This window comes from Arthrobacter sp. SO3 (assembly GCF_020532825.1).
In the GTDB taxonomy this organism is placed as follows: Bacteria; Actinomycetota; Actinomycetes; order Actinomycetales; family Micrococcaceae; genus Arthrobacter.
Window position 1 is genome coordinate 1,122 of the sequence record NZ_MQTS01000217.1, and the last position, 21,332, is coordinate 22,453.

Annotated in this window: 21 protein-coding genes, 1 tRNA gene and 1 other RNA gene; 12 read left to right on the forward strand and 11 right to left on the reverse strand. The window is 66.7% G+C overall.

The genetic code is table 11. The features are described 5' to 3' along the window. Positions 1 to 144 precede the first annotated feature (144 nt). Positions 145 to 912 (reverse strand): type I methionyl aminopeptidase, encoded by a 768-nt coding sequence (map, locus tag BJQ90_RS19055; RefSeq protein ID WP_226761769.1) that lies wholly within the window; start codon positions 910 to 912, stop codon positions 145 to 147. A gap of 44 nt (positions 913 to 956) precedes the next feature. Between map and BJQ90_RS19060 the strand changes: the two genes are divergently transcribed. Further along, positions 957 to 1,637 carry a DNA alkylation repair protein gene (locus BJQ90_RS19060; protein WP_226761770.1) on the forward strand — a complete coding sequence of 227 codons (681 nt, stop codon included), beginning with the start codon at positions 957 to 959 and terminating at the stop codon, positions 1,635 to 1,637. On the opposite strand, the gene mptB is transcribed toward BJQ90_RS19060, so the two are convergent. Then, positions 1,630 to 3,186: a polyprenol phosphomannose-dependent alpha 1,6 mannosyltransferase MptB gene (gene mptB, locus BJQ90_RS19065; RefSeq protein WP_226761771.1), complete on the reverse strand. Its 1,557-nt coding sequence runs from the start codon at positions 3,184 to 3,186 to the stop codon at positions 1,630 to 1,632. The two genes, BJQ90_RS19060 and mptB, sit on opposite strands and share 8 nt — an antisense overlap. A gap of 200 nt (positions 3,187 to 3,386) precedes the next feature. On the opposite strand from mptB, the gene orn reads away from it, so the two are divergent. The 4 genes from orn (at position 3,387) to def (ending at position 6,110) form a co-directional block, all read left to right on the forward strand. Then, positions 3,387 to 4,010: an oligoribonuclease gene (gene orn, locus BJQ90_RS19070; protein ID WP_413463719.1), complete on the forward strand. Its 624-nt coding sequence runs from the start codon at positions 3,387 to 3,389 to the stop codon at positions 4,008 to 4,010. A 155-nt stretch (positions 4,011 to 4,165) separates the two neighbouring features. Continuing rightward, positions 4,166 to 4,238 (forward strand) — tRNA-His (locus BJQ90_RS19075). Positions 4,239 to 4,344: 106 nt separating this feature from the next. After that, positions 4,345 to 5,499: an acyl-CoA dehydrogenase family protein gene (locus BJQ90_RS19080; RefSeq protein WP_226761773.1), complete on the forward strand. Its 1,155-nt coding sequence runs from the start codon at positions 4,345 to 4,347 to the stop codon at positions 5,497 to 5,499. A gap of 38 nt (positions 5,500 to 5,537) precedes the next feature. Beyond that, on the forward strand, positions 5,538 to 6,110 hold the full coding sequence (gene def / locus BJQ90_RS19085) for a peptide deformylase (RefSeq protein ID WP_226761774.1): 573 nt from the start codon (positions 5,538 to 5,540) through the stop codon (positions 6,108 to 6,110). 10 nt (positions 6,111 to 6,120) lie between these two features. Here the strand turns inward: def and BJQ90_RS19090 are convergent, their stop codons facing one another. Continuing rightward, positions 6,121 to 6,825 (reverse strand): alpha/beta fold hydrolase, encoded by a 705-nt coding sequence (locus BJQ90_RS19090; protein WP_226761775.1) that lies wholly within the window; start codon positions 6,823 to 6,825, stop codon positions 6,121 to 6,123. Positions 6,826 to 6,892: 67 nt separating this feature from the next. After that, positions 6,893 to 7,786 (reverse strand): polyphosphate kinase 2, encoded by an 894-nt coding sequence (gene ppk2, locus BJQ90_RS19095; RefSeq protein ID WP_226761776.1) that lies wholly within the window; start codon positions 7,784 to 7,786, stop codon positions 6,893 to 6,895. Between the two features lie 148 nt (positions 7,787 to 7,934). Between ppk2 and BJQ90_RS19100 the strand changes: the two genes are divergently transcribed. Then, complete coding sequence (locus BJQ90_RS19100) at positions 7,935 to 8,915, forward strand: 1-phosphofructokinase family hexose kinase (RefSeq protein WP_226761777.1); 981 nt, start codon at positions 7,935 to 7,937, stop codon at positions 8,913 to 8,915. Between the two features lie 106 nt (positions 8,916 to 9,021). On the opposite strand, the gene BJQ90_RS19105 is transcribed toward BJQ90_RS19100, so the two are convergent. The 3 genes from BJQ90_RS19105 to BJQ90_RS19115 all read right to left on the reverse strand — a co-directional run bounded on the left by BJQ90_RS19105 (position 9,022) and on the right by BJQ90_RS19115 (position 11,769). Continuing rightward, a complete protein-coding gene (locus BJQ90_RS19105) occupies positions 9,022 to 9,825 on the reverse strand; it encodes an HNH endonuclease family protein (RefSeq protein WP_226761778.1) in 804 nt (267 codons plus the stop codon). A 159-nt stretch (positions 9,826 to 9,984) separates the two neighbouring features. After that, positions 9,985 to 10,194 carry a hypothetical protein gene (locus tag BJQ90_RS19110; RefSeq protein WP_226761779.1) on the reverse strand — a complete coding sequence of 70 codons (210 nt, stop codon included), beginning with the start codon at positions 10,192 to 10,194 and terminating at the stop codon, positions 9,985 to 9,987. 78 nt (positions 10,195 to 10,272) lie between these two features. Further along, positions 10,273 to 11,769 (reverse strand): glyceraldehyde-3-phosphate dehydrogenase, encoded by a 1,497-nt coding sequence (locus BJQ90_RS19115; protein WP_226761780.1) that lies wholly within the window; start codon positions 11,767 to 11,769, stop codon positions 10,273 to 10,275. Between the two features lie 436 nt (positions 11,770 to 12,205). Between BJQ90_RS19115 and BJQ90_RS19120 the strand changes: the two genes are divergently transcribed. Then, positions 12,206 to 12,916, forward strand: a complete 711-nt coding sequence (locus tag BJQ90_RS19120) for a glycerophosphodiester phosphodiesterase (RefSeq protein WP_226761781.1) — start codon at positions 12,206 to 12,208, stop codon at positions 12,914 to 12,916. A gap of 3 nt (positions 12,917 to 12,919) precedes the next feature. On the opposite strand, the gene BJQ90_RS19125 is transcribed toward BJQ90_RS19120, so the two are convergent. Together BJQ90_RS19125 and rnpB are read right to left on the reverse strand one after the other, a co-directional pair. Continuing rightward, positions 12,920 to 14,530 carry a GMC family oxidoreductase gene (locus tag BJQ90_RS19125; RefSeq protein WP_226761782.1) on the reverse strand — a complete coding sequence of 537 codons (1,611 nt, stop codon included), beginning with the start codon at positions 14,528 to 14,530 and terminating at the stop codon, positions 12,920 to 12,922. Between the two features lie 560 nt (positions 14,531 to 15,090). Then, an RNA gene (gene rnpB / locus BJQ90_RS19130) (RNase P RNA component class A) lies at positions 15,091 to 15,484 on the reverse strand. Between the two features lie 113 nt (positions 15,485 to 15,597). Here rnpB and BJQ90_RS19135 point away from each other — a divergent pair. Together BJQ90_RS19135 and BJQ90_RS19140 are read left to right on the forward strand one after the other, a co-directional pair. After that, positions 15,598 to 16,440 (forward strand): slipin family protein, encoded by an 843-nt coding sequence (locus BJQ90_RS19135; protein ID WP_226761783.1) that lies wholly within the window; start codon positions 15,598 to 15,600, stop codon positions 16,438 to 16,440. Positions 16,441 to 16,507: 67 nt separating this feature from the next. Continuing rightward, positions 16,508 to 17,272 (forward strand): YaaA family protein, encoded by a 765-nt coding sequence (locus BJQ90_RS19140; protein WP_226761784.1) that lies wholly within the window; start codon positions 16,508 to 16,510, stop codon positions 17,270 to 17,272. A 75-nt stretch (positions 17,273 to 17,347) separates the two neighbouring features. Here BJQ90_RS19140 and BJQ90_RS19145 read toward each other — a convergent pair whose 3' ends face one another. Both BJQ90_RS19145 and BJQ90_RS19150 read right to left on the reverse strand, forming a co-directional pair. Then, complete coding sequence (locus BJQ90_RS19145) at positions 17,348 to 18,085, reverse strand: zinc ribbon domain-containing protein (protein ID WP_226761785.1); 738 nt, start codon at positions 18,083 to 18,085, stop codon at positions 17,348 to 17,350. A gap of 62 nt (positions 18,086 to 18,147) precedes the next feature. Beyond that, entirely contained in the window at positions 18,148 to 19,071 is a 924-nt protein-coding gene (locus BJQ90_RS19150) for a Nif3-like dinuclear metal center hexameric protein (protein ID WP_226761786.1), read from the reverse strand. 79 nt (positions 19,072 to 19,150) lie between these two features. Between BJQ90_RS19150 and msrA the strand changes: the two genes are divergently transcribed. The 3 genes from msrA (at position 19,151) to epsC (ending at position 21,302) form a co-directional block, all read left to right on the forward strand. Continuing rightward, positions 19,151 to 19,675: a peptide-methionine (S)-S-oxide reductase MsrA gene (msrA, locus tag BJQ90_RS19155; RefSeq protein WP_226761787.1), complete on the forward strand. Its 525-nt coding sequence runs from the start codon at positions 19,151 to 19,153 to the stop codon at positions 19,673 to 19,675. A 68-nt stretch (positions 19,676 to 19,743) separates the two neighbouring features. Then, positions 19,744 to 20,679, forward strand: coding sequence for a cysteine synthase A (gene cysK, locus BJQ90_RS19160; RefSeq protein ID WP_226761788.1), 936 nt, complete (start codon positions 19,744 to 19,746; stop codon positions 20,677 to 20,679). A 38-nt stretch (positions 20,680 to 20,717) separates the two neighbouring features. Continuing rightward, entirely contained in the window at positions 20,718 to 21,302 is a 585-nt protein-coding gene (epsC, locus tag BJQ90_RS19165) for a serine O-acetyltransferase EpsC (protein WP_226761789.1), read from the forward strand. Positions 21,303 to 21,332: the final 30 nt, after the last annotated feature.

Genomic DNA, 21,332 nt, shown 5'->3' on the forward strand with positions numbered 1-21,332 from the left:
CTGTACCACGGCACCTTGGGTCTCTTCCGGGCAGCCGGCTTTGACGTAGTGAATGACGCAGTGCCGGGACGTGCCGTCGTCCGCCTGGCTCTGCCCCGGCCCGGCGCCGTCCAAGAGCCCTAAAGCCCTAAGTGCCAACGGACGCTAGGGGAGCGTCAGGATGACCGGGCCGTCCTTGGTGATGGCCACGGTGTGCTCGCTGTGGGCCGCGCGGCGGCGGTTGGCCGAGCGGAGGGTCCATTCATCGTCGTCGTGGAAGTAGTCGTCCTTGCCGCCCAGGATCAGCATCGGCTCGATTGCGATGACCAGCCCCTCGGTCAGCTTGATGCCGCGGCCGGGCCGGCCGTCGTTGGGGACATGCGGTTCGGCATGCATGGTCGTGCCGATGCCGTGGCCGCCGTGGTCGGCGAGCAGGCCGTAGCCCGCGCGGCGGGATACCCCGCCGATCGCGTAGCCGAGGTCCCCCATCTTGTTCCCGATCCGGGCGGCCTCGATGCCGCGGGCCAGGGCTGCGTCGGTGGCATCGATCAGTGCCTGGTCCACGGGGTCGGCGGTTCCCACGATGAAGCTGATCGCCGCGTCGCCGCACCACCCGTCAAGGAACGCGCCGCAGTCCACACTGAGCAGGTCACCGTCCCGAAGCCGGTAGCCGTTGGGGATGCCGTGCACCACGGCGTCGTTCACGGACGTGCAGATCACCCCGGCGAACGGCACCGAAGCCCACCGAGGTTTGTAGTTCAGGAACGCCGGCGTCGCCCCGGCGTCGGCAATCGTCGCAGCGGCCAGCCCGTCCAGTTCCTTCAGGGACACGCCGACGGCGGCGGCAGCCCGGACGCGCTCCAGCGTGTTCGCCACCACCCTGCCGGCTTCGCGCATCAGGGCTATCTCGGCTGGGCTCTTGATCATCGACATGCCTTCAACTCTAGGGCCAGCCGGGGCATGGCTAAAGTTGCCCCATGGCCAACGTTGAACTCATGTCCGCGATCCGTTCGGGGCTGCGGGCTGCCGCCGATCCGGCCCGGGCCGCGGGGGCGCAGGCCTACCTGAAGTCGGAGATGCCCTCGCTGGGCGTGCGGGTTCCGTTGGTGCGGCGGATCGTCAGGGCCGCTGCGAAGGAACTGCCTCCCGGTTCGCTCCCCGAATTGCAGTGCACCGTGCTGGGGCTGTGGCGGGGCGCCAGCTGGCGGGAGGAACGCTACGCCGCCATCGACCTCACCGGCCTGGGGCTGGCCGCCGGTGAGATGGGCATGCTGCCGCTGTATGAGGAAATCATCCGCAGCGGCGCCTGGTGGGATCTGGTGGACGGGGTCTCGCACCGGCTCTGCGGGCTGCTGCAGAGCCACCGGGAGGACATGTCCATCGTGCTCCGCCGCTGGAGCACGGACGCGGATTTCTGGATCCGGAGGGCGGCCATCACGGCACAGCTGGGCGCCAACTCCGCGACGGACCCTGCCCTGCTCGCCGCCGTCATCGAACCCAACCTGGCCGATCGCGAGTTCTTTATCCGGAAGGCGATCGGCTGGGCCCTGCGTGACTATTCCGCAACGGACCCGGACTGGGTCCGCGACTTCGCGGGACGGCACGGCGAGGCGCTGAGCCCGCTCTCCCGCCGGGAAGCCCTGCGGAAAATCAGATGACCGGGCGGGTGGTGACCGGTTCCTCGGCCTTGCTGAAGAGCAGCTTGGTCTTGGGGTCGAGGAAGATCAGATAGAGGGCGAAGAGCAGGGCGATGATCGCGGCGGCGTTGCGGGCGAGGGCCAGCGCCAGGCCCAGATCAGCGGTCTGCAGGTAGGGGAAGACTTCGAGCTGGTCCGAGATCGCGTACACCATAAAGAAGGAGACGATGAAGTACAGGGCTTTGACCTGCCAGTCGTCACGGATGCCGGTGACCGCGAAAAGCGGAATAAGCCAGACGACGTACCAGGACTGGATCATCGGGGCCAGGACGACGACGGCGGCGAACGCGAGCGTCAGGCGGCGGATCAGCCGGTCATAGTCGCCGCGGAAGATCTGCCAGGCAATGATGCCGAGGGCCAGCAGCTTCCCGGCGTCGTATACCCACTTGGCCAGCCCCCAGCCGTCGAGCCCGAAAGCGTTGAAAATCGACGCGACCATCAGGCCCAGCAGCCCGACCGGGGCGTACCAGATCCAGATGCTGCCCGGGGCGGAGAGCCCGTTGATCCAGCCGAAACCGAAGCCGTTGACCAAACTCATGGCGTACAGCAGGCCCACGCTGATGCCGGCAGTGAGGGCCCAGAAAACAAACTTCCGCGGCCAGCTGGCGTTCTTTCCCGCCCAGAGCAGGCCGATGAAGGGCAGGAAGACAATCGTGATGGGCTTGACCGAGATGGACAGCGTCACCAGGACCAGGCCGAGGATGACCCGCCGGGTGGCACAGTAGTACAGCCCGGCCAGGGCCAGGCCGATCATCAGGGCGTCGTTGTGGACGCTGGCGATGAAGTTGGTGAGGAAGAGCGGGTTGGCGGCGGTCAGCCACAGGGCGCGGTGCGGGTTGACGCCGTGCAGTTCGGCGAGCTTGGGCACGTAGATGATGCACAGCACGATCCCCACCAGCGCGGCGAGACGGAACAGCATGATGCTGGCTTCCGGGTGCACGTTGGTGGACCAGACGACGAACTGCTCGATCCAAAGGAAGAGCTGGCCGTACGGTACCGGCGCCTCGGTCCACATCTTGTCGGCCCCGAGCTGGAAATAGTTCGACAGCGCGGAGATGCCGTTTTCGTAAGGGTTGAAGCCCTCCACCATGAGGCGGCCCTGCCCGATATAGGCGTAGACGTCCCGGCTGAACAGCGGGACGGAGAACATCAGCGGCAGCCCCCACAGCACGACCGCCTGCAGTGTGGCCTTGCGGGCCTCCGCTCCCCAGACCCGCACGCGCTGGCCCAACCTGAGCCAGGCACGGACCAGGAGCATGCCGCCGACGGCCAGCAGCACGATGCACAAGGCGACGCCCACGGCCTCGGTGCGCATCCAGATGAACAGCGGAACGCGGCGGAGCTCGGAAACCGGCGCAAGCCAGCCCACGCCAAGCGAACCGAACGCCATAAACAGGGAGCCGACGAATCCGGCGAGCAGCGGTGAGCGGGCATTGTCCACATCAGCAACAGCCGCCGCCGGGGACGTGCCGGCAGCCGTTTTCCCCGCCACAGGCACAGGCACCGTCATCTCAGGATCGTCCAATCTGTTGTGGGGCTCTTCTGCACCCTCAGCCGGCCGTGGGAACCGGCCCGGGGCACGCCGCGACGACGAAAAATATCGACGCCCGCGTACCCGAAATCCTAGCACCGGACCGCCCGGCGGCAACGAAACGGTAGGCTGGGCGCGTGCCTATATCTAATGAACGCATCGTCTGGATCGACTGCGAAATGACCGGCCTGGACACCATCAACGACGCCCTCATCGAGGTGGCCGCGCTGGTGACGGACTCGGAGCTCAATATCCTCGGGGACGGCGTGGACGTCGTCATCAAACCCGATGACGCGGCCCTGGCGCAGATGAACGACTTCGTCCGCGACATGCACACCCGCTCGGGCCTCCTGGCCGAACTCCCCCACGGCAGGACCATGGCGGAGGCCCAGACAATCGTCCTGGACTACATCAAGAAGTGGGTGCCGGACCCCAAGAAAGCCCCGCTGGGCGGCAACTCCGTGGGAACGGACCGCGTCTTCCTGGTCCGCGACATGCCCGAACTGGTGGAACACCTGCACTACCGGGTCATCGATGTCAGCACCATCAAGGAACTCTCCCGGCGCTGGTACGCGCGGGCCTACTTCCAGTCCCCCGCGAAGCTCGGCGGGCACCGCGCCCTCGGCGACATCCAGGATTCCATCGATGAGTTGCGCTACTACCGCGAGGCCGTGTTCGTCCCCGCACCGGGGCCGGACAGCGCCACAGCGCAGCGTATCGCCCGGAAGGTTATGGGAACGGCGGACGAACCGGCCCCCGCCGAGGCAACCGCCGATGCCCCCGCCGTGACGCCGGGGGCGTAACTCCCGGGGGCTGCCCGTTAGTAATCTGCGCCACGTTTGAGGAAAATTTTGGCGAAATGCCGAAAAGTGGCAAAAGCACCCCTCAAGAGCAGGTAAGCTATTTGTCGTTGCCTTTTCAGCCAGCCGGTCCGCCGGACGGCGTGGCGGGGCACATGGTGGGCGTAGCTCAGTTGGCAGAGCGCCTGGTTGTGGTCCAGGAGGTCGCGGGTTCAACCCCCGTCGCTCACCCTCATGAAGGACGGCAGTAATTGTCCGACCTTAGACGAAGGCCGTACCGGATATCCGGTGCGGCCTTTGTTGTCTGTCCATGGAATCGTGACCGGAAGGAAACGCGATGAAGCGCACGCTTTTTGAAGAAGACCACGAGATGTTCCGTGAGATGGCGACCGAGTTCAACACCCGGGCCGTGGCGCCGCATTACCCCCAGTGGGACCAGGACCACATGATGTCCCGGGACCTGTGGACAGCGGCCGGCGAGCAGGGCCTGCTGGGCCTGGCCGTGCCGGAGGAGTTCGGCGGCATGGGCATGGACGACTACCGCTTCCGCGCCGTGCTGGACGAGGAATTCGCCAGGAGCAACCACCTCGCCGTGGGACTGGCTTTCCACCTGCACGATGACATGGTCCTCCCCCACCTGCTGGCTTACAGCTCCGACGAGTTCAAGGGCCGCTGGCTTCCCGGCATGGTCTCCGGCGAGACGGTTACCTCGATCGCCTGGACCGAGCCCGGCGCGGGTTCGGACCTCCGCGGCATCCGCACCAAGGCCGTCCGCGACGGCGACGACTGGCTGATCACCGGCCAGAAGACCTTCATCGGCAACGGCATCTCCGGGGACGCCTCGCTGGTCCTGGCCCGCACCGACGGCAGCACCGGCCGGGGCAAGCAGGACTCCTTCTCCCTGTTCATGGTCCGCAAGGGTGAGGGCTACGCCACCGGCAAGCAGCTGGACAAGATGGGCCTGAAGGCTTCGGACACCGCCGAGCTGTTCTTCGACAATGTCCGGGTGCCGCACGCGGACCTCGTCGGCGACGAGGGCAAGGGCCTGCAATATGCCGCCGAGCAGCTCCCCCAGGGCCGGCTCGCGATCGCCGTGGCGAGCTCCGCCGTCGTCCGTGCCATCTACGAGGCGACCGTCCGCTACACGAAGGACCGCAACGCCTTCGGCGAACGGATCATCGATTTCCAGAACACCCGTTTCGAACTCGCCGACATCCTCACCGAGGTCGAGGTCACCGAAACCTACGTGGACCAGGCCATCCGGGCCTTCAACGCCGGGGAGCTCGACGCCGCCTCCGCCGCCCGCGCGAAGCTGTGGGCGTCCGAGCGCGCCAAGTCAGTCACCGACCGGTGCCTCCAGCTGCACGGCGGCTACGGCTACATCCTGGAATACCCCGTGGCCCAGGCCTTCCTGGCTGCCCGGCTACTGACCATCTTCGGCGGCACCAACGAAATCATGCGCGACGTCATCGGCCGCACCATCGCCGACTGACCCGCCCCTCAACACAGCACCAGAGGAACTTTCCTGATATGACCGTTCTGCCCATCACGATCTGGGGCGAGCCCGTTCTGCACCGCAGGGCCGCCGAGGTTGAAGCCTTCGACGACGAGCTCCGGACGCTGATCGCCGACATGTTCGAGACCAACGACGCGGCCAACGGCGTCGGTCTCGCCGCGCCCCAGGTGGGAGTCGGCAAACGGTTGTTTATCTACAAGTACGACAACGACGATGGCGCGCCGCCGTCCGGCGTCGTCGTCAACCCGGTGCTGACCCTCTCCAAGATTTCCGGCGCGCTGCCGGATCCGGACGAGGACGAGGAAGGCTGCCTGTCCTTCCCCGGCGGACAGTACCCGCTCCAGCGCGCGGAGTGGGCCCGGGTGCAGGGCTTCGACGGGGACGGCAACCCGGTCGATTTCGAGGCGACGGGCTGGTTTGCCCGGGTGATCCAGCACGAGTACGACCACCTCGACGGCAAGCTCTACGTCAACCGGCTGGTCGACCGCTATGCCCGCAAGGCGATGAGGCAGGCGAAGAAGAGCGGCTGGGGCGTGCCCGGGCTGACCTGGATGCCCGGCGTGGATCCGGACCCGTTCGGGCACTAAGGTCCTTAGCTCACGCGCTCCGGTCGACGGCGGCCAGGATCGCCGCGCCCAGCTCCGCCGGCTTGGTGAACTGCGGCCAGTGCCCGGTGGGAAGGTCCACGTAGTCGACGTCGCGGACCCGCCCAAGCTCCGCGACGTAGGGGTGCCCGGCCCCGATCATTTCGATGAGCATGGCGGAGGGGAACTCGCAGGCGATGACGGTCGCCGGGACGTCGTAGCGGCGCTCGTCGTGGAGCCGCTGCCGGTCCTGGGCCACACCCTTCGGCTGCGGGATGGCACGTGCCCGGAACATCGCCCGCAGGTCACTGTCAAGATCGGTGAGGTCTTCATCGTCGAACAACTCCCACGGCGGAAGCGGGATCTCGTCGCCGTCATCCGGGAGGTCATCGTTGATGACGCCGCCGTCGCCGAGCGGACCGCTGTCAACGTAGATGGCCCGGACGACCCGGTCCGGGCGGGCGTCGACGGCGCCGTGAATGATGGCTCCTCCGCCCGAATGGCCCACCAGGACCACCGGGGCATCAAAGGCATCGATCTTAGCCACGACGGCATCGACGTGGGTGCGCAGCCCGATGCCGGCCCGCGGCGCGCCGGCCGATTCCAGCCCGGGAAGCGTCAGGGGGTGGACCTGATGCCCGGCCGCAACCAGCGCAGGGGTCACCTCCTCCCAGGAAGAGGCGTCCAACCAGAATCCGGGTACCAGGATGATGTCCATGCCGGTACCCTACCTTCCCGGGACGGCCGGCGGCACCCGGCCGGTTGAGGATTCCCTGGCCCGCAGGCTACTCTTCCGCTTTTTGCAGGATGGAGGCATGGTCCGGAACGTAACGGAACAGGTCCCGTGGCGGGCGCGTGTAGTTCACTGCCTTCGGCCTTTCCGGCAGGGTCACCGGCTCCCTCCGGACTTCGGTGTAGTCGATGCTGGAGAGCAGATGGGCGATCAGGTTGATCCGCGCCCGGCGCTTGTCCTCCGCCTCGACCACATACCAGGGCGATTCGGCGGTATCTGTCTGCATAAACATGTCGTCTTTGGCCCGGGAGTAGTCCTCCCAGCGGAGGATCGCCTCCCGGTCCATCGGCGAGAGTTTCCATTGCCGCATCGGATCATCCAGCCGGGACTTGAAGCGCCGTTCCTGTTCGGCGTGGCTGATCGAGAACCAGTATTTGAACAGCAGGATGCCGTCCTGGACCAGCAGGCGTTCAAAGACCGGGCACTGGGCCATGAAGCGCTTGTGCTCTGTCGGGGTGCAGAACCCCATCACATGTTCGACGCCGGCCCGGTTGTACCAGGACCGGTCCATCAGGACGATCTCCCCGGCGGCGGGAAGATGCTGCACGTAGCGCTGGAAATACCACTCCCCGCGCTCCCGCTCCGTCGGGGCCGGCAGCGCCACAATGCGGGCAACGCGCGGGTTCAGGTACTCCGTGACCCGCTTGATCGCGCTGCCCTTGCCGGCGGCGTCGCGTCCCTCGAAGATCACCAGCACGCGCGCGCCCGTGCTGCGGACCCATTCCTGCAGGGCCACGAGCTCGGCCTGGAGCCGGAAGAGTTCGGCCTCATAGACGCTGAGGGGCAACCGCCCGGACCGATCCGACGCGCGCCCCTTCCCGCCCTTCCTGCCAGACTTCACCTTGCCGGACCCGGACCTGCCGTCGCCGTCCTTGCGTTGTGCCATGGTTCCCGATCCACTCGTTGCGGCGGACTTTCGTGCCGCATATCGTGTCGCATATCCTGCCGCGCCCATTCTCGCGGAGCGGGCGACTGCGGCACAAGGGGACGTCCAGCCGGGGACACGGGTGACGCCATGCTCCTATGCTTGGGCCATGGAAGCCCCCCGACCGATGGCGATGCAGCCCATCCTCACGCTCACCGTAAACCCCGCGCTTGACGTCAGCACCGCAACGGAGCAGGTCATCAGCGGCCACAAGCTGCGCTGCGGCACCAGCCGCCTGGACCCGGGCGGCGGCGGCGTGAACGTCTCCCGGGTGGTCCAGCGCCTCGGTGGCCGGACCCTGGCGGTCTACACCGCCGGGGGACCCACCGGCGAGGCGTACCGCCGGCTCATCGAAGCCGAACGCGTCCCCACCCTGGCCGTGCCGATCCAAGGGAGCACCCGCCAGGACTTCACAGTCGATGAGACGACGACGGGAAAGCAGTTCCGCTTCGTGCTGCAGGGCCCCGAGCTGAGTGAGCCCGAGTGGCGTTTGTTCCTGGCGCTCGTGGCGGATTCGATTCCCGTGGGTGGGTATGTCGTGGCCAGCGGAAGCCTGCCGCCGGGCGTCCCGGAGGACTTCTACGCCCGGGTGGCCAGGCTGGCGCGGCAGCAGGATGCGCGCTGCATCGTGGACGCGTCCGGACCGGCCCTGGCCGAAGCCCTCGCCGAAGGTGTCTTCCTGGTGAAGCCGAGCCGGCGGGAGCTGGGGCTGCACTTTGGCACGACCCTGGCGGGCGACGAAAGCCAGGTCGAGGCGGCTGCGGCGCTGGTCGCGGACGGCTCCGCGGAACACGTCGCCCTGACGCTCGGCGGCGAAGGAGCCGTGCTCGCCTCGAAATCCGGGATTCTGCGGATGGCCGTGCCCCGGGTGAAGGTGACCAGCACCGTTGGAGCAGGCGACAGCTTCCTGGCCGCCTTCGTGCTCCGCCTGGCCCAGGGCCGCAACCTCGAGGAGGCGCTCCGGGCCGCCGTCGCCGCCGGAAGCGCCACGGTGACCACACTCGCCACCGAACTCTGCCACCGCGGGGACGTCGAACGGCTGGAAGCCGAACTCGCCGCCCACGCCCTGGACGGGAGCACGGCCTTGTGAAGCCGGGCCCGGCCAGGCTGGCGGCCGCCCTGATTCCTGCCGTGGCAACCGCGTGCTGTTCCGGCTCAGTGCCGAACGGATATTCGACGATGTCCATGGCTGAAGTTCACTGAGCAGCCGCAGCAATCGTCTGCTGCCCGGGACAGGAACCCAGGATCCGCATCATCGCCTCCTTCTCCGCGGGGGTAACCCACAGCCGGTAAGCTGCCTTGACGGAGATCTGCCGGGCGACATAGTGGCAGCGGAAGGCCTTGTTCGGCGGAAGCCAGGTGGCGGCGTCGGATGCGCCCTTGTCCTGATTGGCCGGGCCGTCAACGGCGATCAGGTTCAGCGGATCGTTGGCGAGGTGTTCGCGTTGCCCCGCGGTCAACTGCTGGGCCCCTTTTTGCCAGGCATCCCCCAGGGCCACGACATGGTCCACCTGCACCGCCTTGCTGCTCGCGGCTCCGCGTCGGAACGTGGTCGGGCGGCCGGTGTATGGTTCCCGGAAGGATCCGGCGGCCACCACGCAGCGGGAACCCTCGGTGAACTCGGCGTCCGGAAGGTCACGGCGGAGGATGTCATTGCGGGTATCGCAGCCGTTGCGGTCTGCGTCCAGCCAGGCCTGGCCGAAGGCGCTCCGGTCGTAGTTGTCCTGGGCCGCGCGGCCTTTGACTTGCAGCGTTTCCAGCAGCCCCGCGGCCGGGCCCGGTGGAACGGGCCGGACGGACGGGACGGCGTTCATCCAGCCGGCTGCCAGCACGGGCGCCTCACGGGGTCCATCGGCGGGCGCGTCGACTACGGCAAACTGCCCGGCGGTGAAGAACCAGCCCAGTCCTGCGACCAGCGCGACTGCGGCGGCGGTCAACAGTACCCACGCCTGGCGGGACCGCCGTTGTGCCCGCCGGTATTCGGCCCAGGTGAGGGTCACGCGCTCATCCCGGCAGAATGCCCCCCGGCGTGCCTTTTCCGGGTCGCGCCGTGGGGGCCGGGGCGTTCCGGGGCGGTGCGAACTCTTTCCACTCCCGAAGCTTAGGCCCGGTGCCCGCCGCCGGGGCCGTTGTCCACAGTGTGGAGGACAGGTGCCCCGTTAGTTCTCTTTCGTCACGCGCACAAGGTCTTCGTTGGCGAGGGCCATCAGAGATTCAAGTTGCTGGACCCGCGCCTCGTCGACCTCACCAGCCGCATGCTTGGCATGGGCGTCGTCGAGGAGCCGTTTGGCTTCCTTGACGTTCCGCCGCGCGACGTCGAGCGCGTGTTCCAGGGTGGTTTCGTGCTCTACTGCAGAGTTCTGTTCCATTGCACCATTGTGGTGCCCTTTCCCGGCCGATTCCAGAGGACCGGCCGGGAAAGTCGGAACAAAGTCAGCGACGTGCCGTCAGGCCGTGACCTCGACGGGCAGGCCGGCCGCCTCGAGGGTTGCTGCGGCATCCTTGGCCGGGAATGACGGCGGGTTCACGCCGGCCATTTCCTCCATGACGCGGACCACCTGGCAGCTGTAGCCGAACTCGTTGTCGTACCAGACGTAGAGCACGAGGTTCTTGTCGTTGGAGATGGTGGCCAGGCCGTCGACGATCCCGGCGCGGCGGGAGCCGACGAAGTCCGTGGAGACAACGTCGGGCGAATCGATGTAGTCGACCTGCTTCCGCAGTTCCGAGTGCAGCGACATTTCCCGCAGGTAGTCGTTGACCTGGTCCTTGGTGGTGCCGTTTTCCAGGCTCAGGTTCAGGATGGCCAAGGACACATCAGGGGTGGGGACGCGGATGGAGCTGCCCGTGAGCTTGCCCAGCAGTTCCGGCAGGGCCTTCGCTACGGCCTTGGCTGCACCGGTCTCGGTGATGACCATGTTGAGCGCGGCGGAGCGTCCGCGGCGGTCGCCCTTGTGGAAGTTGTCGATCAGGTTCTGGTCGTTGGTGAAGGAGTGGACCGTCTCGACGTGCCCGTGGACCACGCCGTAGCGGTCATTGATCGCCTTCAGCACCGGGGTGATGGCGTTGGTGGTGCAGGAAGCCGCGGAGACGATTCTGTCCGAGTCGGTGATGGTGCCGTGGTTGATGCCGTGCACGATGTTCTTCAGTTCGCCCTTGCCCGGCGCGGTGAGCAGCACGCGGGAAACGCCCTTGCTCTGAAGGTGCTGGGACAGGCCCTCGGCGTCGCGCCAGCGTCCCGTGTTGTCGACGACGAGAGCGTCGTGGATGCCGTAGGCGGCGTAGTCAACCGTCGCGGGGTTGTCCGAGTAGATGACCTGGATCTGGACACCGTTGGCGGTGATGGTGTCGTTCTCGAGGTCCACCTTGATGGTGCCCTCGAAGGAGCCGTGGACCGAGTCGCGGCGCAGCAGGCTGGCACGCTTCGCGAGGTCGTTGTCTGAGCCGCGGCGCACCACGATGGCGCGCAGTCGCAGTCCGTGGCCGCCGCCGGCCTTCTCGATCAGGAGGCGGGCCAGGAGCCGGCCGATGCGGCCAAAGCCGTAGAGGACGACGTCGGTGCTGGTGCGGTCGTCGCCGCCGCGCTTGCCAACAACCTCGGCAAGTTCCGCACGGAGGAACTGGTCCAGGGTGGCGCCATTTCCTTCGACCCGGTACTTCTCGGTGAGGCGGGCAATGTCGATGGCAGCAGCGCCGAGCTCAAGCTTGGTCAGGGCGTCCAGCAGCGGAGCTGTTTCCTCGAGGCGCAGTTCTTCCTTGCTCATCCGGCGGGCGAAGCGGTGCGCCTTAAGGATGTTCATGGTGGACTTGTTGATCAGGCTGCGACCGTGGATGGAGGTGACAACATTGTTCTCGCGGTACAGCCGGCCGATCACCGGGATCATGGCCTCAGCGAGCGCCTCCCGGCCCATCCACGTATCAAGACAAGAATCTGACGTCTGGCTCACAGAAATACCTTCCTAGAATCCACTGCATACGACGTCGTATGCGGAAGTCGGCCGCCGGAGGGTGTCCGGCACCTCGGCGCCGGCGGGGATTCGGTCCACCCCGGGCGCCTGTGTCGAGCAAAGAAAAGCCACCGGCTGCGAACGCAGACCCGGCGGCAGAACTTCTACGTTCAGCATCTAGTGTACCGGCGGCCCTGCTCAGTCCGGTCCCCGGTGACGCGTGAAATGACTCACACAGCGCGCAGCCGGATACGCTGGGGCGATGTTCAAGATTGGGGCACTCCTGATGGGGGTCTTGCTGTGTACCGGCTGCACCTCGGCGGCTCCGCCGGAGGTTCCGGCGTCGGCGGGTACGGCGTCGGGAGTTCCGGCGTCGTCAGGTCCCGCGTCGTCAGGTCCCGCGTCGTCAGGTCCCGCGTCGTCAGGTCGGGCCCCGGTGGCGACGCCGCCGGCGGCGTTTACCCTGGTGGCGCACCGCGGCGGGGCGCTGGTCTACCCTGAGTCCTCCGCCGAGGCCTTCGAGGCCGTGAGCAAAACGGCATTCCCGATCGAAACAGACCTGCGGCGACTCCAGGACGGGACGCTGGTTCCACTGCACGACGACGCCGCCGAACGGACCATGTCCGGCGTCACCGGCCGGCCCGCCGGCATCACCCTGGACCAGTGGAAAGCGGCCCGCATACGGCACCCGCTGGGTGGTCCCGAGGGCACTCCGACGACGTGGGAAGCCATGCTGGATTTGTACGGCGGCCGCAACGTCCTGGTCCCCGAGGTCAAGGACCCCACCATCGACCTGGCAGCCTTCGCGGAGTCCATCCTGGCGCGCGGCGTCCAGGAGAAAGTGGTTGCGCAGACGTTCAGCTTCCCCGCCGCCCGGGCCCTGGCCCGGTCCGGGCTTCAGGTGCTGTATCTCCTGCGGGACGGGGACGAGCCTGATCCGGCGTCGATCCGCTCAAGCGGAATCGGGTATGTCGGGCCGTCCCAGGGTGTCAGCGCGGGCTACCTGCGCAAGCTCAAGGACAGCGGGCTGACCGTATGGGCGTACACAGTCAATGACGAAGCCACCGCATCACGCCTGCGCGCAGGAGGAGCCGACGGGGTTTTCACCGATACGCCATGGGAGCTGGCGGAGCAACTGGCTCACTAGCCCCTACCTGGCGTCCTGAAGGATCATATCGACGGCCTTTTCCGCGATCATGATGGTCGGTGCCTGTGTATTGGCGCTCACTAGCCGGGGCATGATCGAAGAGTCAACGACGCGCAACCCCTCCAGCCCATGGACCTTCAGCCGCGGCGAAACCACAGACTCGTCGGTGGTTCCCATGGCGCAGGTGCCGACCGGGTGGTACGAGGTCCGCCCGTAGGAGCGCACGAATTTCACGTACTCGTCGACGGTTTCCACCCGTGTGCCGTCGCCGATATGCTCCGCCTTAACCAGCGCGGCCATTGATGATTGCTCCATGATCTCGCGGCTCTGCCGCACCCCGGCGATGGCCATCTCGAGGTCGTAGTCGTCGGCGAGGTAGTTCGGATCAATGAGCGGCGCCTGTGCCGGGTCGGAGGATGCGGGACGCACCGTTCCCCGGCTCCTGGGCCGCAGGAAGTACGAGTTCAGCGTGGCCCCGAATCCGGGCCGCAGGGCTGCTGCGCCGGTCCCCACCCGCGCGGCGGGCAGGAAGTGGAACTGCAGGTCGGGGCTCTTCTCGTCCTTGTTTGCGTAGCTGAAGCCCCCGGCCTCGACCAGGGTGGAAGCGAACGGTCCCGAACGGAAAGCAAGGTACTCGACGCCGGCCAGGACCGTCGCGGGGCGCATCTGGTTAAGCCGGTCCAGGCTGTGGTAGTCCCTGAGTTCGTAGACGATGTCGACATCGCAGTGGTCGTGCAGGTTTTTGCCGACGCCGGGCAGGGCGTGGACGGTGTCGATGCCGGCTGCGGCAAGATCCGCCGGGTCGCCGATGCCCGACAGCTGCAGCAGCTTGGGCGAACCGAAGGCGCCGGCAGAGACAATCACCTCGCGGTTGGCGCTGTACGTTCGCGCGCTGCCGCCTTCGATCGCCTCGACTCCGACGGCCCGGCCATTCCGGATGATCACCCTGGAGACGGTCACGTTGGCGCAAATGGTGAGATTGGGCCGCTTGCGGGCGGGCTTGAGATAGGCGACTGCCGCGCTGCAGCGGCGGCCGTCCTTCGTGGTGGTCTGGTAGAAGCCGACGCCGTACTGCTCGGCACCGTTGAAGTCGCTGTTGTAGGGCAGCCCGAATTCCTGCCCCGCCTTCACGAAGGCCGCCGAGAGCTTGTGCGGGCGCAGCAGGTCAGAAACTCCGAGCGGCCCGGTGGTCCCGTGGTGCGGTGCCGAGAGCCGGCTGTTCGACTCCGAACGCACGAAGTACTTGCCCACCTCATCGGCAGACCACCCTTCGCAGCCGAAATCCGTCACCCAACTGTCATAGTCTTCGGCCACGCCGCGGGTGAAGACCTGCGAGTTGATGGACCCGCCGCCGCCCAGCACGCGGCCCTGGGCGAGCGGGATGCGGCGGCCGTTGCTGTGCCGCTGCGGAATGCTTGCGTAGTCCCACTGATATGGCCCGCCCTTGAGTTTCGGGAATCCCGCGGGGACGTGGATGAACGGGTGCCGGTCGGACCTGCCCGCCTCGAGCAGGAGGACCCGCACGGAGGGGTCTTCACTAAGCCGGCCGGCCAGGACGCTGCCACCGCTGCCGCCCCCGGCAATGACGTAGTCGTATGCTTCCTCATCCGGCACTTTGACTCCTAGCTTCTGGTTGGCTGCACCGTTGCTTGAAACGTTCACTGCAGTCTCTGGTGCCGCCGGGATGATGTCAAGCATTTGCTTCAGCCTCCAGCGCTGCCGCGAGGAGGTTCAGCGTGGAGGTCCATTCGTGAGTGGCCATCCTGCCGAGGCGAAGACCGGCAGGACCTGCCAGGACCCTAGAGTCCGCGGATCGGGAGCCTTGCCCCGTAGGATGTTCGTATGGGACTAATAATCACACTACTTATCATCTGGCTCGTTCTTTCGATTCTTGGCTTTGCCGTGAAGGGCCTGCTTTGGCTGGCCGTCATTGGCCTGGTCCTGTTTGTGGCAACCGGGGTTTGGGGATGGGTGAAGCGGAAGGCTTAGGCCTGATTCTCTGACCGGTCTTTTCGGCGGCGTCCTGCACCACAATGTGCCGGGCGCCGCTTTCGTTTGCCCGCGAAGAATGCCCGGCTTTGCGGGTCTCCCGGCGTTGCGGGGCAACCCGGCCCTTCGGGGGCTCAACCCGGGGCGAGGCCGCGGGGGCTCAAGGATACTCCCTGCGGTGTGGATGGATGGGTTGACCGATACGCCGGGTTCTGTGTTCCCGCGCCGTTGCCAACGCGGGAGTAGCGGCCATCCATCTACGAACGCCGTTGCCGACGCCCTCCAGCAGCCTACCCGGACACTCGGGCGAGCAGCCCTCAAACGTGCCCTGTCTGGCCTTGCTCCGAGTGGGGTTTACCTAGCCTTCCCGGTCACCCGGGAAGCTGGTGGTCTCTTACACCACCGTTTCACCCTTACCTGCCCTGCAGCCCGTGCACGCACGCGCCGCCTGCAGGCGGTCTGTTCTCTGTGGCACTGGCCTGCGGGTTACCCCGAGTGGGCGTTACCCACCACCCTGCCCTGCGGAGCCCGGACGTTCCTCGAGCCACTTGCGTGACGCGCGGCCGCCTGGTCAACCCATCCGCTGTTCATTCTACGGTCTCCCCGGCAACTGCCCTCCCGCCGGATCCTTTTCGGACCCCCGGTGGGAGAATTTAGACAGGAAGTATCCTCCCAGGCAAGGAATGATTCCGATGGACTGGACCGCTATCATCATGTGGCTGATCGCCGTGGCTCTGGTACTCATACTGGCCAAAATGGCGATTCGAATTGTGCGGCAGTACGAGCAGGGGGTCCTGTTCCGGCTCGGCCGGGTGGTCGGCGTCCGGATGCCCGGTTTGCGTTTTATTATCCCGTTTATCGACAAGCTCACCCTCGTCAGCCTGCGGATCGTGACGATGCCCATCCAGTCACAAGGAATCATCACCCAGGACAATGTCAGCGTCGACATCTCGGCGGTGGCCTACTACCGGGTCGTTGACGCGGTGAAGTCCGTGGTGGCGATCGAAAACGTGTCGGCGGCCATCAACCAGATCGCCCAGACTACGTTGCGGAAAGTCGTCGGACGGCACAGCCTGGACCAGACGCTCTCGGAAACGGAGCGCATCAACAGCGATATCCGCGAGATCCTCGACGCCCTCACACTGGAGTGGGGCGTCGAGGTTACCCTCGTGGAGCTCAAGGACATTCAGCTGCCGGAGACCATGAAGCGCGCCATGGCACGCCAGGCCGAAGCCGAGCGTGAGAAACGGGCCAAGATTATTTCCGCCGAGGGTGAGTCGATAGCCGCTACGGCCCTGGGCGAGGCCTCGGATACGATGATGGCCCACCCGCTGGCGCTCCAGCTGCGGAACCTGCAGTCCCTGGTGGAAATCGCCGTGGACAAGAACTCGACAGTCGTCTTCCCGGCACCGCTGATGAGCACCATCGGGGAGCTGTCCGCCTTCCTCGCACGCGAAAACCAGGCAGCCCAGGCAGCCCAGGCTTCCAGGGCACAGGCTCCGCCGGCCCAGGCCCCACCGTTCAAGGCGGCGTAGCCTGCGGGCACCCGGGCCCCGTCCGGACGGGCGCCTTCGGAGCCACGGGCGCGGCTAAGATTGGACAGTGCTGATTCTGCTGCCGCCCTCCGAAGGCAAGACCCCCGCCACGGCCGGCAACGCCGTCGACTGGACCACCCTGAGCTTCCCCGGGCTGAACGCGTACCGGGCCAAGGTGCTGGAGGGGCTCGGCACGGTCAGCGCCCATGAGGACGCCCTGGCGCTTCTTGGGGTCGGTGCCTCGCTGCGGGCCGACGTCGAACGCAACACGAGGCTGCACGCCGAGCCGGCGGCCCCCGCCCATCAGGTCTACTCCGGCGTGCTGTACGACGCACTGGACTACAACTCCCTCACCCCGGCGCAGCGGAAGAAGGCCGACGCGTGCGTGCTGGTCATTTCCGCGCTCTGGGGCGCCATCCGCTTCGGCGACCGGGTGCCCGCCTACCGGCTGTCGATGGCCACCACGCTGCCCGACGTCGGGCGCCTGGCGTCCTTCTGGAAGCCGCAGCTCACTTCAGCCCTCGCCGCCGCCGCGGAAGGGGAACTGCTGATGGACTGCCGGTCCAGCACCTACGCCGCCGCGTGGACCCCTCCGCCGGCGCAGACCGTTGCCGTCAACGTATTCACCGAGGTCAGTGGGGTCCGGAAAGTGGTCAGCCACTTCGCCAAGCACACCCGGGGCGAACTCGCCCGGCATCTCCTGGCCCGCCGGGGCAAGGCGCCGCAGACTCCCGCCCAGCTGAGACAAGCGGCCGCAGAGAAGTGGACCGCCGAACTGGTCGCGGGCACGGCCCGGAAGCCGCACACACTCAACCTCATCCTCCCCGACTAAGTCGCAGCACTAACCCGCAGCAGGGGCCCGTTCTGAGTGTTCAGTACGGCCCCCTGCTGCGGGCCGGATGGGTGGTTAGGCCCATTCGGCGGAGCGGACCAGGATGCAGCCAGAATCCGGGCAGAACACCACGTCGTCCTCGGCCGCGGCTTTAATTTCGGCGAGGTCGCCGGGGCTCAGCTGCATGCCCGAGCCCTCGGATGTCCCGTGGAACAGGCGGGCTGCCCCGACACCGCGCCTGGCCAGGGTCTTCTCATAGATGGCCAGCAGGCCGGCGTCCAGACCCTCGGCGAACTCGGCGCGCTTGCCGCGCACCACCGTGGCTTCGGCGGCGATTTCGGCGAGCTGCTCGTCCAGCTCGGAGCGGATGGAGCCGAAAGAGCCCTGGATGTCGTCCACGATCTGCTGCTGGCTGGCCTGGCGCAGGCGGAGCGAGTCCAGCCGCTCCAGGACTTCCAGTTCGACGTCCTCGAGGTCGGAACGGCGTTTGTTGAGGGACACCAGATCGCGCTGCAGGGCCACGAGGTCCTTGGATAGGCCAGTGCCGCTGTTGAGCCTGGCCTCGTCGCGTTCGATCCGGGTGGCCACCTGCTCCACGTCCGCTTCGGCACGTTTGAGCTCGAGTTCCGCGTCGTGGACAGCCATCTTCGCAGCGCCGAGTTCACCGGTGGCCACGCTGAGGGCTGCTTCAAGATCGGTGATCCGGGAGTCGCTTTCAAGGCTTCGGCGGCGGTTGGACAGGGATTTGAGTTTCGCGTCAAGTCCCTGCAATTCGAGCAACTTCAACTGTTCCGCCGGTGCTGCCTTGGCCACTATTTACCTCCGCTTATTCCCTGCCGACCGGAGCCGGGCACCTATTCGGCGCTCCCTAGACTCTAGTCCCCGCCCGGAGTCAGAATGAAGTCCCACGGATCGCTGTTGGTGGTGCTGACCCGGATGTCGACGTCGTGCCCTTGGTCGTTCAGCACATTGCCCAGTGCCTCCGCCGCGGCAGGCAGCCACAGCCACTCGCTGGCGAAATGGGAAACGTCGATCAGGTAGGGCCGGTCATTGACCGCCGCCTCGCGGGCCTCCGACGCCGGATGGTGCCGCAGATCCGCGGTCAGGAAGACATCGGCGTTGCTGGCCCGGACCTCGCCGAAGAGGGAATCACCCGCGCCGCCGCAGAGGGCCACGCGCCGGACCAGCCCGTCCCGGTCCCCGGACACGCGCACCCCGCCGGCAACCGAGGGCAGGATGCCGAAGACGCGCGCGGCGAAGTCGCCCAGGGTCTGGACCTCTGCCAGGTCGCCGACCCGTCCGATGCCTTCCTCCGGCAGACCGTTCGCGGCCGGGGTCAGCGGGGCAACGTTCTGCAGGCCCAGGGCGTCGGCCAGGACATCCGAGACGCCGCCGACGGCTGAATCCCCATTGGTGTGTACCGTCAGCAGCCCCGTCCCCGATTCAATCAGGCGGTGCACGGCCCGGCCCTTGGCGGTGGTTGCCGCAACCGAGGTGACCCCCTTGAGCAGCAGCGGATGGTGGGTGATCAGCAGTTCGGCGCCATAGTCGATGGCCTCCTCGATCACCTCGAGGGTCGGGTCGACGGCGAAGAGGATCCTGTGCACTTCGGCGGCGGGACGGCCGACGACGAGCCCCACCTCGTCCCAGTCCTCCGCAAGGGATTCGGGCCAGAGTTCTTCCACGGCCAGCAGGATCATGCCCAGGGTGGGCGCCTCGGGGGTTTCCCCGGATCCGTCGCCGGCACCGTTGGTTCCCTCAGTGGGGCCAGCTGAAACGTCGGTGTTTACAGGTTCCATACCCCCATTTTTACCCTATCGGCGGGCCCGCCCCGCAGCCGTCGGGAATCATCGGGGCCCTTCAACCATTGAACAGAGCATGAGAACTTTTGTCCTCGGCGGAGGCTGCTTCTGGTGCCTCGACGCCGTTTACCAGAAAACCAAGGGTGTCAGCGCTGTAGTTTCGGGCTACACCGGAGGCCATCACCGCAACCCCGACTACTACGCCGTCTGCTCCGGAACCACCGGCCATGCCGAGGTGGTGGCGGTCACTTTCGATGAGGAGGCCATCCCGGCGGAGGTCATCCTGGACATGTTCTTCGCACTCCACGACCCCACCACGCTCAACCGTCAGGGATACGACGTCGGGACCCAGTACCGCTCCTCGATGTTCTATGAGACGACCGAGGAGAAGATCCTTTTCGAGGAAGCGATCGAGCGGAACCAGTCGCTGTGGGCTCATCCGATCGTCACGGAGGTGAGCCGGCTGCCGGTGTTCCACCGGGCCGAGGAAATCCATCAGGACTACTTCGCCAAGTTCCCGGAGCAGGGCTACTGTCAGGTGATCATCAACCCGAAGCTGGCCAAAGCCAGGAAATATTACTCAGCATGGCTTAATGCTTAGCTAGGGCCCGCGGGCCCTCGTTAGGCTGACCTCAGTATCCCCTCCTCAACAGACAGGCGCAGACACCCATGGCACGGATCTATGACGACGTTACCCAGCTGGTCGGCGGCACCCCGCTGGTCCGGCTCAACCGGCTGACCGAAGGCCTTGACGCCACTGTGGCCGTCAAGCTGGAGTTCTACAACCCGGCCAACAGCGTCAAGGACCGGATCGGTGTCGCGATCGTCGACGCCGCGGAGAAGTCCGGTGCGCTCAAGCCCGGCGGCACCATCGTCGAAGGCACGTCCGGCAACACCGGAATCGCCCTGGCCATGGTCGGGGCTGCCCGCGGCTACAAGGTCATCCTGACCATGCCGGAGACCATGTCCACCGAACGCCGTGTCATGCTCCGCGCCTACGGCGCCGAGATTGTGCTCACTCCCGGCTCCGAGGGCATGCGTGGCGCCGTTGAGAAGGCCCAGGAGATCGTCGCGAACACGGAGAATTCGATCTGGGCCCAGCAGTTCGCCAACGAGGCCAACCCGGAGATCCACCGGCAGACCACGGCCGAGGAAATCTGGTCGGACACCGACGGCAAGGTGGACATCTTCGTCGCTGGCGTCGGCACCGGCGGAACCGTCACCGGCGTCGGACAGGTGCTCAAGGAGCGCAAGCCCGAGGTGCAGATCATTGCAATCGAGCCGAAGGACTCCCCCATCCTCAACGGCGGCGCTCCGGGCCCGCACAAGATCCAGGGCCTCGGGGCCAACTTCGTCCCGGAAATCCTGGACACCAACGTCTATGACGAGGTCATTGACGCCACCCTGGAGGACTCGGTCCGAGTGGCCCGCGAGCTCGGCGTCAAGGAAGGCATCCTCGGCGGCATCTCCTCCGGCGCGATCGTCTGGGCAGCCCTGGAGCTCGCCAAACGCCCGGAGAACGCCGGTAAGCTGATTGTTGCTGTTGTCTGCGACTTCGGTGAGCGTTACATCTCCACCGTGCTGTACGACGACATCCGCGGCTGAGTCCAGCCCGCTATCCACGATTTCGTAGAAAGGTCTTTGTGAGCTTCTTCGCAAGACTGAAGGAAGACCTCGATGCCGCCCGGTCGCACGACCCGGCGGCTCGAGGGTCTGTCGAGAACTTCTTCACCTACTCCGGCCTGCACGCGATCTGGGCGCACCGCCTGACGCACCGGCTGTGGCAGAACCCGGCGCTCCGCTTCCCGGCACGGCTGATTTCCCAGCTGGCCAGGTTTCTCACCGGGATCGAGATCCACCCCGGGGCCACGATCGGCCGCCGCTTCTTCATCGACCACGGCATGGGGGTGGTCATCGGGGAGACCGCCGAAATCGGCGAGGACGTCATGATCTACCACGGCGTGACCCTCGGCGGCCGCTCCCTGGCCAAGGTCAAGCGCCACCCCACCCTTGAGGACCGCGTCGTGATCGGGGCCGGGGCCAAGATCCTGGGGCCAATCACCATCGGCCGGGACAGCGCCGTGGGCGCCAACGCCGTGGTGGTCAAGGATGCCCCGGCGGAATCGATCCTCACGGGCGTGCCGGCCACCTGGCGGCACCGGGACGCGCAGCGTGAGACCAAGCCCGCCGTCGACCCGGCCGAATACCTGATCGAATACCGGATCTAACCGGCCCCCGCCGCCGGGACCGGCCCGGCG